At 62.7% G+C, this 12117-nt stretch carries 11 protein-coding genes; 7 read left to right on the top strand and 4 right to left on the bottom strand.

What is annotated here, in order from left to right:
* Positions 1–161 precede the first annotated feature (161 nt).
* Positions 162–665 (top strand): hypothetical protein, encoded by a 504-nt coding sequence (locus tag ABLA28_RS07830; protein ID WP_347713184.1) that lies wholly within the window; start codon positions 162–164, stop codon positions 663–665.
* A 251-nt stretch (positions 666–916) separates the two neighbouring features.
* On the opposite strand, the gene ABLA28_RS07825 is transcribed toward ABLA28_RS07830, so the two are convergent.
* The 4 genes from ABLA28_RS07825 to ABLA28_RS07810 all read right to left on the bottom strand — a co-directional run bounded on the left by ABLA28_RS07825 (position 917) and on the right by ABLA28_RS07810 (position 5316).
* Positions 917–1714 carry an SDR family NAD(P)-dependent oxidoreductase gene (locus ABLA28_RS07825; protein WP_347713183.1) on the bottom strand — a complete coding sequence of 266 codons (798 nt, stop codon included), beginning with the start codon at positions 1712–1714 and terminating at the stop codon, positions 917–919.
* Positions 1715–1810: 96 nt separating this feature from the next.
* Positions 1811–3214, bottom strand: a complete 1404-nt coding sequence (gene lpdA, locus ABLA28_RS07820; protein ID WP_347713182.1) for a dihydrolipoyl dehydrogenase — start codon at positions 3212–3214, stop codon at positions 1811–1813.
* Positions 3215–3253: 39 nt separating this feature from the next.
* Positions 3254–4141: a response regulator gene (locus ABLA28_RS07815; protein ID WP_347713181.1), complete on the bottom strand. Its 888-nt coding sequence runs from the start codon at positions 4139–4141 to the stop codon at positions 3254–3256.
* A complete protein-coding gene (locus ABLA28_RS07810) occupies positions 4138–5316 on the bottom strand; it encodes a PocR ligand-binding domain-containing protein (RefSeq protein ID WP_347713180.1) in 1179 nt (392 codons plus the stop codon). Before ABLA28_RS07810 ends, ABLA28_RS07815 begins: the two co-directional genes overlap by 4 nt.
* A gap of 304 nt (positions 5317–5620) precedes the next feature.
* Between ABLA28_RS07810 and ABLA28_RS07805 the strand changes: the two genes are divergently transcribed.
* From ABLA28_RS07805 to ABLA28_RS07780, 6 genes are all read left to right on the top strand, one after another.
* Entirely contained in the window at positions 5621–5971 is a 351-nt protein-coding gene (locus tag ABLA28_RS07805; protein ID WP_299300190.1) for a Lin0512 family protein, read from the top strand.
* A 43-nt stretch (positions 5972–6014) separates the two neighbouring features.
* Entirely contained in the window at positions 6015–6974 is a 960-nt protein-coding gene (locus ABLA28_RS07800) for a thiamine pyrophosphate-dependent dehydrogenase E1 component subunit alpha (protein ID WP_314716723.1), read from the top strand.
* A 29-nt stretch (positions 6975–7003) separates the two neighbouring features.
* Complete coding sequence (locus ABLA28_RS07795; RefSeq protein ID WP_347713179.1) at positions 7004–7981, top strand: alpha-ketoacid dehydrogenase subunit beta; 978 nt, start codon at positions 7004–7006, stop codon at positions 7979–7981.
* A 24-nt stretch (positions 7982–8005) separates the two neighbouring features.
* Positions 8006–9028: an NAD(+)/NADH kinase gene (locus ABLA28_RS07790; RefSeq protein WP_347713178.1), complete on the top strand. Its 1023-nt coding sequence runs from the start codon at positions 8006–8008 to the stop codon at positions 9026–9028.
* Positions 9029–9056: 28 nt separating this feature from the next.
* Positions 9057–10247: a dihydrolipoamide acetyltransferase family protein gene (locus ABLA28_RS07785; protein WP_347713177.1), complete on the top strand. Its 1191-nt coding sequence runs from the start codon at positions 9057–9059 to the stop codon at positions 10245–10247.
* A gap of 147 nt (positions 10248–10394) precedes the next feature.
* The gene (locus ABLA28_RS07780; protein ID WP_347713176.1) at positions 10395–11486 is read left to right on the top strand and encodes a glycerol dehydrogenase; all 1092 of its coding nucleotides are present in this window, start codon (positions 10395–10397) and stop codon (positions 11484–11486) included.
* The last annotated feature ends 631 nt before the right edge of the window (positions 11487–12117 follow it).

The raw sequence follows: 12117 nt of genomic DNA, 5'->3' as shown, positions 1-12117 counted from the left end.
CACTCGACTAGTCGTCGGCAGCGTCAGATGTGTATAAGAGACAGCTTCGGGGGCGAAAGTTCGTACCGCAAAAGATTTCGTCCTCGGCGGCGGGTTGTGTTATGCTGGAGAAAGCATGAGATCAAGGAAAAAACGGAATATTGCCGGGGAGGGATTCGATCGTGAGAACCAAAGCGACGACGCTCGTTTTTCTGTTGTGTTTTCTTTCGTTCAGCCCGCTGCTGCCGCGTGCCGCCGGAGGTGCGCAGAAGCCGGCCGTCGGCATGCAGTCCGCCGAGAGGGCCCGCCGGATCCTCTCCCTCCTGCGAAACATGAAATCTGCCGCGGTCATGTATTATGCCGACGAGACGGGTTCCATATTGGATGACCCCGAACGCTTTCGCGAGAGGGTCAACCGCGACCCCCTGGCTTGCAGGAACTTACTGGGCGAATACCTCAACTACCTGATGGACTCCCCTCCGGCCCTCGACGAAACCTACCATTTGTATGTCCTCGAGGACGGTCAGTGGCTGGTGGGCTTCGACCTGACGGACGAGGACGACGCGACCCTGGGGATGCTTGACGAGATGGCCAAACAGTCGGGCAGGGAGTTGATCATCCTGGACCGGAGCGCCATGAAAGGCGGCCTTGTGATCTGCATGAAGTTCAACATGAAGGTGTGGTGACCGGCGGGCCTTATCCCGTTCCGGCCTCCGCCCGTCTCGTCCCCGAGCGCGGCCGGGGCCTTCCGGCTTTCCCTGAACTCACGAGACCCCGCCTCCGACTCGTGCATTCGTCCATCCGGCTCCACCCATTCCTGGCCTGACGCCTGAGGCATTCCGGCATGCTTTTCGGGGGAGGTCCCGCTGGGAAAGAATGGAGAGACGAAGGCGGGGGCCCGGATTTCAGGGGTAACGAAAATCCGGCAGGCCCGACGCTAAGCCGTCGTCCCGCCGTCCACGGCAATCACCTGTCCTGTGATCTCCCTGGACAGATGGCTGCACAGGAAGAGAACCGCGTTGGCGATGTCCTCCTCCGTCTGAGGAACGCCAAAGGGGATCATCTTCCTGACGCAGTCGTCGAAGGTGCTGTTGCGGCTGCCGGTCTCGGTGGAGCCGCCCGTCATGGAATCCAGGATCTCCTCCCACATCTTCGTTCGGATGATTCCCGGGGCGACGGAGTTGACGTTGATATGATGGGGAGCGGCAACTTTTGCGAGGTTTCGGGTCAGGGACACGACGGCCGCCTTCGTGGCGCTGTAGTGTTCCAGCATTCCGAGCTGGGCGACTCCCGCGATGGAGGAGACCGTGACGATACGTCCCTCCCGCCGGGCGATCATCTTCTTCAGGGCGCAGCGAACCACGTTGGAGAGCCCGATGACGTTGATGTCGTAGACCCGCTTGGCAGCCTCCCCATCCAGCTCCAGGAACGAGGTTGTCTCGATGACCCCGGCGTTGTTGATGGCGAAATCGATTTTTCCGTCCGCAAAAGCCTCTCCGGCTTCGAAGAACTCCTCTACCTCGGCGCCGACGGAGACGTCCACCTTCTTGAACCCGGCCTTGACGCCCAGTTCGAGGAGCTCATCAACGACTCCTTTGCCCTCGGCTTCCTTCCGGTTGCCGATGAAGACGTTAGCTCCCGCCCTGGCCAACACCTCCGCTATCGCCTTGCCCAGGCCACGTCCGCCGCCCGTCAGCAACGCTGTTTTTCCTTTCAGGTCTATCTGGACGCTCATGAGAAATCCCTTCCTTTCTTTGTCTTGAGATAATTTTTCTACCTTATCCTTCAGGATCCTTGAATGTGGATACAGGCCTCCTTTTTCTCTCCCCTTCTATCCCTTCGGTGGCAGGTGCAGAGCCCTGTCCAAGACGTCCAGCGATGCCTCCCTGACCGCCTCGCCGAGGGTGGGGTGTGCGTGGATCGTGGCGACGATCTCGTCGACGGTCAGCTCGGACCTCATGGCAAGCGCGCCCTCCGCGATCAGGTCCGTGGCCCTGGGACCCAGGACGTGCATGCCCAGGATCTCGCCCGTTTCCCTGTCCGAGATAACCTTGACCATTCCGTCGGGCATCCCCGCGATCAGGGCTTTGGCGTTGGAGTTCATGGGGAAGCGTCCTACGGTGAAGTCCCGACCGGACCGCGTCAGCTCCTCCTCCGTACGGCCCACTCCCGCGAACTCGGGCGCGGTGTAAACGGCGCTCGGGACCACACGGTAGTCCATGGCCGCCCTGAGCCCCATGATGGCCTCCGCGGCGACCTCGCCCTCGGCCGAGGCGACATGTGCCAGCATGATGGGTGAGGCACAGTCCCCTATGGCGTGGATGCCGGGCACGCTGGTCCTCATCCGCTCGTCGACCGCAATCCGCCCCCGATCGGTCCGGACCCCGATCTCCTCGAGCCCGAGTCCCTGGGTGAAGGGACGGCGTCCCGTGCAGACGAAGACCTTCTCCGTGACGATCTCCTCCTCCACGCCCGCCGTGACGGCCGTCGCGTACCCACTGCCCAAGGCGCGGACCGATTTGACCGTCGCGGAGGTCAGGAAGCGGATGCCACGGGCCTCCAGTATTTGCCTGAGGTACCCCACGAGCTCGACGTCCAGGTTTGGCAGTATCTCCGGCAGCATCTCGACGACGGTGACCTCGACGCCCAGGGCGGAGAAAATGGAGGCGAACTCGATGCCGATGACCCCGCCTCCGACGAGCAGGATGGACTTAGGCAACATCTCCAGCCCCAGGACTCCGTCGCTGGTGAGGATTCCGGGCAGGTCGAACCCGGGAACGGGCGGCAGCGCGGGGACGGAGCCCGTGGCGACGATGAAGGCATCGGCCGACAGAGGCCGCACCGTGCCGTCCTCCTGCGTGACGGCGACCTCCCCGGGAGAGCGGAAGACCGCATTCCCCTGGACGACCTCCACCCCATTGGCCCCCAGAAGGAAGCCGACCCCCTCGACGAGGCGTGCGACAACCTCCTCCTTATGCCGCATCAACACACTCCAATCGACGCGGGCCTCCTTGACGAAGAGCCCGAGGGGTTCCCCCTCTCGGGCGGCAGAGGCCAGCTCCGCCGTGTGGAGCAGGACCTTGGTCGGAATGCAGCCCCTGTTGAGGCATGTCCCTCCCAGGGCGTTCTTCTCCACGAGGATGACGGAGGCCCCCAGCTGCGCGGCGCGCAGTGCGGCGACGTACCCCCCGGTCCCTCCGCCTATGACTACGACCCTCTTCGACCCTTCCGCCATAATCCTTCCTCCCTTACTGTGTGAATTCGGATGCCCCGTTCAGGAGCCGACGCCCTCCTCGGACGAATCCTCCTCCGGTGGCGCGGACCCTCTCTGCAATGCCCCCGGAGTGACCCCGAAGGCCCTCTTGAAGGCGAGACCGAAGTAAGCGATGTTGCCATACCCCGATTCCCGGGCGGCCTGCCGTATCGAGGCCCCCGAGAGGAGGAGATCGCGAGCCCGCTGCATTCTGGCGTCCTTCAGGATGTCCATGAAACGGACGCCCTCCTCCCGGAACAGGCGGCTGAGGTGCCCCGGGCTGACCCCGACGTGTTTCGCCGTCTCCTCCAGGGAGGCCTTGCCGGGCGCCTCCCGGATGAATGCCATAGCCCTCCGCACGGGGGAGCACACCGCATCGTCCCGTATTCCAGGGGGTGGGGAGGGGAGGCCCCTGCGCTCCGCCAGTTCCTCGAGCGCCTCCCTGAGCCCCCGTTCCAGCGCCTCGATGCGCGCAGTCCGGTGAATCTCCTCCTCCCGACGACGGATGCACTTCTCCACGGCCTCCCGCAGCGCCTGGGCCCTCACCGGCTTGAGGAGGAGGGTGACGACCTCGTCCTCAAGGGCCCGGTTCAGGTTGGCAAGGGTGTTGTGGGCCGTGACGACCATGACCTGGGCGCCGAGCCCTTCACCGCGCAGTTCCTCCAGGGCCAGCATTCCGTTCCCTCCGGGAAGGTTGATGTCCAGCAACACGATGTCCGGAGAATATTCCCGGGCAAGTCGCTCGAATTCCGGGACGCTTCCCGCCTCCTCTATCTCGAGCCCCGGGAAAAAGCGGTGAAGCAGTAAGACCAGGGCATCGCGCTCCAGCTTCTCGTCCTCGACGACGAGCGCCCTCAGAGGAGGAATGCCGTGGAGCTCGGCATCGAGCGGCGCGGTCTCCGGGATCATGGAAGGTTCACCGGCCTCTCCGGGAGACGCAGCTCGACACGGGTTCCTCCACAAGGGACGCTTCGGACGTCCAGGGAGGCGGACTCCCCATAGTAGAGGCTCAGCCGCTTTCGGACGTTCGCCAACCCCATCCCCTCCCGAAAGCCGCTCGCCTTGAACCCAACCCCGTTGTCCCTCAGGACGACGTGAATGGCATCCCCGTCTTTTTTCGCTGTCAGCAAGAGCCTGCCCTCCCGAAGCGAAGGTTCGAGCCCATGGATCAGGGCGTTCTCCGCCAAGGGCTGGATCAGCATGAAGGGCACCAAGCACTCCCGGACCTCCGGATCTTCCTTGATGAAGAAGGAGAGGCGGTCTCCAAACCGCACACGGTATATGGCAAGATAGCTGCGCACGCACTGGAGCTCCTCGCCGAGAGAGACCAATCCGTGTTCTCCCTGTTCCTGCAGTGTGTAGCGCAGATAGTCCGCGAGCTGCTCGGTCATCTCCACCGTCCTCTCCGCCGCCTCGAACAGGGCGAGGCGCGCGATGCAGTTCAGGCTGTTGAAGAGGAAGTGAGGGTTGATCTGGCTCCTCAGAGCCTTCAGTTGGGCGCGGTGAAGCGCGTGCTCCATGCCCGCGCTCTTTTGTCTTTGCTGGGAGAGCAGAAGGCTCTGTTCCAGGATCTTCTGCCGGGCCAAGTTGATCTCGCACAGTTCGACGATCTGGGTGGAGAGCAGGCGCATGATCTCGAGCGCACGTTTCAGCTCCGCCTCATCCATGACGGGGAGTTGTCGATACTTTTCCATCAGGAAAGCGCGCTCCTCGTCGTTTCTCACAAAGGTCCACCGTCTCGAGATGGCCTTGAGCTCCGCGTCGCCGGTGAGCCCGGGCTGGACCTGCCCCGAGGCCAGAAAGCCCGCGAGGCGGCCGTTGATATGAAGGGGGGCGCACAGATCGGTGAGGCCGTTGGAACAGGTGTAAATATGAATGTCCCCCTGTTTCAGCGAGGTCCGCAGGGCCCTTTTGTCGCACGCGTCGCAGATGGCCTTTCCCTTGCGTATCGAGTGCACGTAGTCGCAGAACTCCGAGACGCTCACCAAGATGACCTTCCGCCCCTTCGGAGTCAGCAGGCAAACGCCCACTTGGAAGAGACGGGCAAAACTTCGCAGGAGCTCATCCAGCTTCTCGATGTCCACCGTCTCGTGCCACCACTCGAGGGAGCCGTACTCGAATCCTTCGTTGGACGCCGCCGTCCCCTTCGTTTTGCCTTGCCCATCCTGTTCAAATGATATTCTTTCTATTAGTATGTTATTTTTTATGATATTGCTTCGTGCCCCCATTGATTTTTCAACCCCTACGGTATAAAATATAGCATAAAGATAAAAAATATGCTATAACTTCGTGCAAATCTTTTCCAAAATCGTAACCAGAGTCATAACTATTGTAGGGTATTTTCGTCGCTTAAAAATAGATTCAATATTGAGGCAGGGGGGTACGCCAATGAGGCGTTTCATTGTGGAGCTGGGTATGGGGTCGGATCTTCATGGGGGGGATGTCACGAAGGCGGCGATGCGGGCGGTGCGCGATGCCGTGTCCAGAAGCTGCCTTTGCGGCCTCTTCGAGGTGGCCGGATTGAAGCGTCCGGAGGACATGTTCATTCACCTGAAGGTGTGCTGCCCCACGCCGGAGCGGCTGGACAGGGAACGGGTGGCCGGGTCGGTTCCCTTCGGCAGGGTGGAGCTCGAGGTTCGGGAGGGAGGGATGGTCGCGGAGGGGATCCAGCTCCCCCAGCTGGGAGAGGGCAGCTCCATCGTGGTGGCGCTGGTGTCCCTGACCGTCTGCGTGGAGTGAATGGCAGGGTTCGAGGTGAATGACAGATTAAGGAGGTAAGGGCATGAAGGTCACGAAAGAGAAACTCCTGGACATGTACAGGACGATGTTCATGATTCGTTCCTTCGAACTGAAGGCGGCCGAGCTCTTCGCGGCCGGAAGGATCCCGGGCTTCGTCCACCTCTACGTGGGGGAGGAGGCCGTCGCCACGGGGGTATGCGCCAATCTGAAGGAGAGCGACTACATCACCAGCACCCACCGCGGGCATGGACACCTGCTGGCCAAGGGGGGCGACGTCAACCTGATGATGGCCGAAGTCTTCGGGAAGGCCTCGGGTTACTGCAAGGGCAAGGGGGGATCCATGCACATCGCCGACGTGAACCTGGGTATCCTCGGGGCCAACGGAATCGTGGGGGCGGGGTTCCCGATCGCCGTCGGCGCGGCGTTCTCCTGCAAATACCGTAAGACCGGCGACGTGGTGGTCTGCTTCTTCGGGGACGCAGCCTCGAACCGGGGGACGTTCCACGAAGGGATCAACTTCGCCTCCATCCACAAACTGCCGGTCGTCTTCGTCTGCGAGAACAACATGTACGGCATCTCCAACTATCAGAAGGCGGGCATGAACATCAACGACATCGCGGACCGGGCCGAGGGATACGGCATACCGGGTGCGAGTGTGGACGGCAACGACGTCATGGCCGTCTACGAGGCGGCGAGTGCGGCGATCGAAAATGCCCGGAAGGGCGATGGGCCGAGCCTGATCGAGTGCAAGACCTGGCGTCAGCGTGGCCATTTCGAGGGTGATCCCGGGAAGTACAAGGATCCCGAGGAGCAGAAGAGCTGGGTCGCCAAGGACCCGTTGCCGCGTCTCGAGAAGCGCCTGGAGGAGCTGAAGTACGCGTCCGGGGACGAGCTCGAGTCCATGCGGAAGGAGATCGTTCAGAAGGTCGAGGCCGCGGTCCGGTTTGCGGAGAGCGGCGCCGACCCCGAGCCGAGCGAGCTGCTCACCGACGTGCTGGCCTGAGCGCGTTCCGAAAGGGAGGGGTGAAAACGATGGCTCAGATGAGTTGCAGCGAAGCGATAAGGGACGGCATCCGCATGGAGATGCGCAGGGACCCCAATGTGTTTCTGGCAGGGGAGGATGTGGGGATCTTCGGCGGCTGCTTTGGCGTGACGGCGGGCCTGCTGGACGAGTTCGGCAAGGAACGCGTCGTGGACACGCCGGTCACCGAGACGGCGATCATGGGGCTCGGTGTGGGCTCAGCCGCTACGGGGCTGCGCCCGATCGTGGAGATCATGTTCGCCGACTTCATGGGCGTCTGCCTGGACGAGCTCTACAACCAGGCGGCCAAGATGCGCTACATGTTCGGCGGAAAGACGAAGATCCCGATGGTGATCCGTGCGCCCGTCGGCGCGGGTGTCTCAGCCGCGGCCCAGCACTCTCAGTCCAACGAGGCGTGGTTCACTCACATTCCGGGCATCAAGGTCGTCATGCCGGCCTCGCCGGCGGACGCCAAGGGGCTCATGGAGGCCGCTGTCCGCGACGACAATCCCGTTGTCTACCTGGAGCACAAGCTGATGCTGGGGGTGCAGGGCGACGTCCCGGAGGGAGAGTACATCGTCCCGATTGGCAAGGCGGACATCAAGCGCTCCGGCAAGGACGTCAGCCTCATCGCCTGGTCCGCCATGGTGCCGAAGTCCCTTGCCGCGGCCGAGATGCTGGCGGCGGAGGGCATCGATGCGGAGGTCGTGGACCTGCGGACCCTCACGCCCCTTGACAAGGAGACCCTGCTGGGCTCCGTGGAGAGGACCGGACGCGCGGTGGTGGTGCACGAGGCCGTCAAGACCGGAGGGTTCGGCGGGGAGGTCGCCGCCGTCATTGCGGATGAGGGGTTCAACTTCCTGGATGCTCCCGTCAAGCGCGTCGCCGCTCCCGATACCCCCATTCCCTTCAGCCCCGTCCTGGAAAAGCTCTGGATTCCCGACGAGGCGCGTATCGTCGCGGCGGCGAAGGAACTGGTCCGGGGCTGAGCCCCGGACCGGCAGGATACGCGGATGGCAGCGCCCACGACGGTGGGGATCATCGCCAATCCGGCCTCCGGAAAGGATATTCGTCGCCTGGTCGCCTACGGTACGGTCTTCGACAATCAGGAGAAGGTGAATATCGTCCGCAGGGTGCTGCTCGCCCTTTCGGGAACGGGGGTCGGGCGCGTGCTCTACATGCCGGACTACTACGGCATCGTCGAAAAAGCGGTCGAGGGCATGCGCAGCCAGGACTCCCTGAGGCTGGAGGTTGCGCCGCTGGAGATGGAGCTGACAGCGACTCAGCTCGACTCCAGCAATGCTGCGGCTGCTCTTGCGGAGATCGGAGCGGCATGCATCGTGACGATGGGGGGCGATGGGACGAATCGCATGGTCGCCAAGTGCTGCGGAGACGTCCCCCTGCTCCCCATCTCCACGGGGACGAACAACGTTTTTCCCCTCTTTCTGGAGGGGACGATCGCAGGGATTGCCGCCGGCGTCGTCGCACGGGGCTGCGCCGGACCGGACGCCGTGTACCGCGCAAAACGCCTCACGGTGTTTCGGAACGGAATCCCCGCGGACATCGCCCTGATCGATGCGGTGGTCCTGGACAACCCGTTCGTCGCCTCCCGCGCGATGTGGGAGGTGGAGGACATGTGCATGGCGGTCCTGACGCGCGGTGAGCCCCATAATATCGGCATCGCCTCCCTGTTGGGCACGCTGGACCCCGTGACCGTCCACGACCCCTGGGGGGCCTCCATCGTCCTGGACCCCTCGAAGCGGGACCGGGTGGCCGCCATCGCCCCGGGGCTCCTGCTTCCGGTCGGAACGTCCGCTTCGCGCCGTATGAAGCTTGGAGAGAGCGTGGAGATCGTGCCCGTCCCCTGTATCGTCGCCCTGGACGGCGAGCGGGAGGTGGAGTTCCGGGAGGGGGATCGGGGGGAAATTCGTTTGGACCGGGACGGCCCGAACGTGGTAGTCCCGGATCGGGCTCTCAGGAATGCCGTTGCCGGCGGCTTCTTCAGTCGGCCGGACGTGCTGGGGATTCATCTATAACGACAACGAAGAGTGCTGGAGGTCACCCATGGCAACCGAGATCACAATGCCCAAGCTGGGGCTCACCATGAAGGTCGGCAGGATAGGTAAATGGCTCAAGAAAGAGGGCGATCTCGTCAAAAAGGGCGAGGCGATCGCGGAGGTGTTGACGGACAAGATCACAAACGTGCTCGAGGCCGCGGTGGAGGGGGTGCTTCTGAGGATCGCGGCTCCCGTCGGCACGCAGCTTCCCGTGGGTGGGGTGATGGGCTATATTGGGGCGGCCGGCGAGAGCGTTCCCGACGCGGTGGGACCGGCACCGGCCGCCGAGGCGGCGAAGCCCGCTGCGCCGGTGTCCGCGCCGGGCCCGGTTCCGGGCTCCAGCGAGAAAAGGCCGAGGGCGACACCCGTGGCCCGCAAGCTGGCCGAGCAACACGGCGTCGACCTGTCGCGCCTCGTGGGTACGGGGCCGAACGGCAGTATTGTGCGCGAGGACGTGGAAAAGGCCTTGGTGCAGGGCATCCCTGCTCCATCGGCCCCGGCCGAGCCTGAGGTGTTGGAGGTCATGCCCTACGCCGGGCTGCGTCAGGTCATCGGGGAGAACATGCTGAGGAGCTGGCTGGAGGTCCCGAAGGTCGACCATCACGCCAGCGTGGACATGACGGAACTGCTGGCCGCGAGGCGGGCCATCAACGAGGGGCTGCCGGAGGGCGAAAGGGTCTCCGTGACGGACCTTCTCGTCTTGCTCGTCGCCCGGGCCCTGGAGAAGAAGAGGATTTTCAACTCGCTCATGGAGCCGGATGGGATTAAAATCTACCGCAACGTCCACATGGGGATAGCGATTGCGCTGGAAAACGCCCTGGTGGTGCCCGTCGTGCGCGACGCCAACAAGAAACGGCTCCGCGAGATCAGCGCGGAGATCAAGGACCTGGCGGCGCGGGCGCGGGAAAACCGCCTGACGGAGATGGATTTCATCGGAGGGACCTTTACCCTGACGAACCTGGGCGGATACCGGTCGACGGAGCACTTTACACCGATCATCAACCCGCCTCAGGCGGCCATTCTGGGCATCGGCCGCACCAGGGACATGCCGGCCGCTGTAGACGGGGAGGTCCGCATCCGGCCGATGATGGCGCTGTCGCTGTCGCACGACCACAGGATTGTGGACGGCGCTCCGGCGGCGGAGTTCCTGGGCATTCTGATGCGGATGATCGAGGCGCCCTACCGGGCCCTGTATTAAAGGGTATTCGCACCGACTCTCAACTGATGCCGAGCGTTGGCTTACCGGTGTAAGATAAGAAATCACTATCGCTTTTCGATTTTTCGATGACGGGGCGCGGCATTGCTACGCCCCGAATCTTTACGGAAAACAGGGGGGAAAAGAACAATGTTGAAGTTGATGAGGGCCCCGCACAAGTACGTTCAGGGAGAGAACGCTCTGAACGAGTTCTACGACATCGTCAAGGACATGGGAAAGTCGTTCCTGTTCATCTGCTCGAAGAGCGGCGCAAAGGCATGTCGCCCCAAGATTGAGAAGAGCTGTGCCGGCAAGGACATCAAACTGCGTTTCGAGGTGTTCGGCGGCGTCAGCTCCGTGGGCGAGATCGAAAGGATGCGCAAGATCATCCGCGACGAGGACATCGACGTGGTCGCCGGCGTCGGCGGCGGCAGCGCCATCGACACGGCCAAGCCGGCCGCCTATTACGAGGGACGAAAGGTCGTCTCCATCCCCACCGTCTGCGCGACCGACGCTCCCTGCACCGGGCTGTCCGTGCTGTATGAGGACGACCACACGTTCAAGGACTACATCTTCTACCCCAACAACCCCGACGCCGTCATCGTCGATTCCTCGATTGTCTGCCAGGCCCCCGTGCGCTTCCTGGTCTCCGGCATGGGTGACGCGCTGGGCACCTATTTTGAGGCCCGCATGTGCGAGAAGGCCAAGGCTCCCTCGTTGGAGAACGGCGGTGTTACCTTCTCGGCCATGGCCTTGTGTCGGCTTTGCTACGAGACGCTGCTCGAGCACGGCGAGCGCGCCAAAGCCGCCGTCGAGCTGAAACTTCTCACTCCCGATGTCGAGGCCATCATCGAGGCCAGCACTTACCTCTCCGGTGTCGGCGCCGACAATGGCGGCCTAGCCGCGGCCCACTCCGTCTACAACGGCTTCACCGCCCTAAAGGAGCTAACGGGCACGCACGGCGAGGTCGTCGCCTTCGGCACCCTCGTGCAGCTGATCCTCGAAGGCGCGGGACGCGACGAGTTCTGCACAGTCATGGGCTTCTGCCAGAAAGTCGGCCTACCCATCACGCTGGCGGAGATGGGTGTTACCGACCCCGAACGCGTCGGGCTTGCCGCCGAAAAAGCCTGTGCTGCCGGAGAATCCATCCACAACATGATTGGCGATGTCACCCCGGCGCAGCTGTTCGACGCCATCCTCGTCACGGACAAGCTCGGCCGGGAATTTGCCGGCAAAAAATAAAGCCATGCCGTGGTCGGATCGGATGCGCCGGCATCACGTAACGAGCGAACACCACGGACACCTACGCGCGAGGGCGTGTCATAGCTGATGGCCTGACACTCCTTTGTCAGACGCAGCAGAGGGCTTGCAGGTCTTGAAAAGCACCTCAATGCTCCGGCCGTTTGCCGTAAAGACGGATGGTCTCCTCTTTCAGAGCCAGAATATTTGCGGGTGTCGGGAACCAGGAGATGAAAATTTGCCTCCCTTTTCGGGGGAGGCAAATTTATGCTCTTTTGATTTCCCTTAAATAAAGGGAAATAGCATTCAAAGCTGTCAGGCTCTGGAGATCTGTTGGTCTGTGCCTGTCAAGCGCGATATCTGTAGTCATGGCGATGGATAGCGGACGTTTCGCCATAGCCCTTCCCCCGTCCCGGCTGGATGAGGCGCGCCACTTCACTGCCCGGAAGCTGCTGCGGAGGGAATTTACGATACGCGAATTTCCGTCCCCTCTCCACTGCGAAGAGTAACGGAGATTCGTCTCAAGACGAGGGGCTACTTCGGGCCGGGGGGTGCAGCGAAGATCGACGATATCGCCGGGGAACCGAGGCTGTCTCTTATACACATCTCCGAGCCCACGAGACGGAGCTACATC

Origin of the sequence: uncultured Fretibacterium sp., from assembly GCF_963544685.1 — a bacterium.
Lineage (GTDB): Bacteria > Synergistota > Synergistia > Synergistales > Aminobacteriaceae > CAJPSE01.
The sequence above is the reverse complement of the archived record's forward strand: the minus strand, read 5'-3'. Positions and strand labels throughout refer to the sequence as shown.

What these genes read in the sequence shown, in the direction of transcription:
- ABLA28_RS07825 (WP_347713183.1), bottom strand. Translation starts at nt 1,714, where the DNA reads ATGAGCGTCCAGATAGACCTGAAAGGAAAAACAGCGTTGCTGACGGGC.
- lpdA (WP_347713182.1), bottom strand. Translation starts at nt 3,214, where the DNA reads ATGGCGGAAGGGTCGAAGAGGGTCGTAGTCATAGGCGGAGGGACCGGG.
- ABLA28_RS07815 (WP_347713181.1), bottom strand. Translation starts at nt 4,141, where the DNA reads ATGATCCCGGAGACCGCGCCGCTCGATGCCGAGCTCCACGGCATTCCT.
- ABLA28_RS07805 (WP_299300190.1), top strand. Translation starts at nt 5,621, where the DNA reads ATGAGGCGTTTCATTGTGGAGCTGGGTATGGGGTCGGATCTTCATGGG.
- ABLA28_RS07800 (WP_314716723.1), top strand. Translation starts at nt 6,015, where the DNA reads ATGAAGGTCACGAAAGAGAAACTCCTGGACATGTACAGGACGATGTTC.
- ABLA28_RS07795 (WP_347713179.1), top strand. Translation starts at nt 7,004, where the DNA reads ATGGCTCAGATGAGTTGCAGCGAAGCGATAAGGGACGGCATCCGCATG.
- ABLA28_RS07790 (WP_347713178.1), top strand. Translation starts at nt 8,006, where the DNA reads ATGGCAGCGCCCACGACGGTGGGGATCATCGCCAATCCGGCCTCCGGA.
- ABLA28_RS07785 (WP_347713177.1), top strand. Translation starts at nt 9,057, where the DNA reads ATGGCAACCGAGATCACAATGCCCAAGCTGGGGCTCACCATGAAGGTC.
- ABLA28_RS07780 (WP_347713176.1), top strand. Translation starts at nt 10,395, where the DNA reads ATGTTGAAGTTGATGAGGGCCCCGCACAAGTACGTTCAGGGAGAGAAC.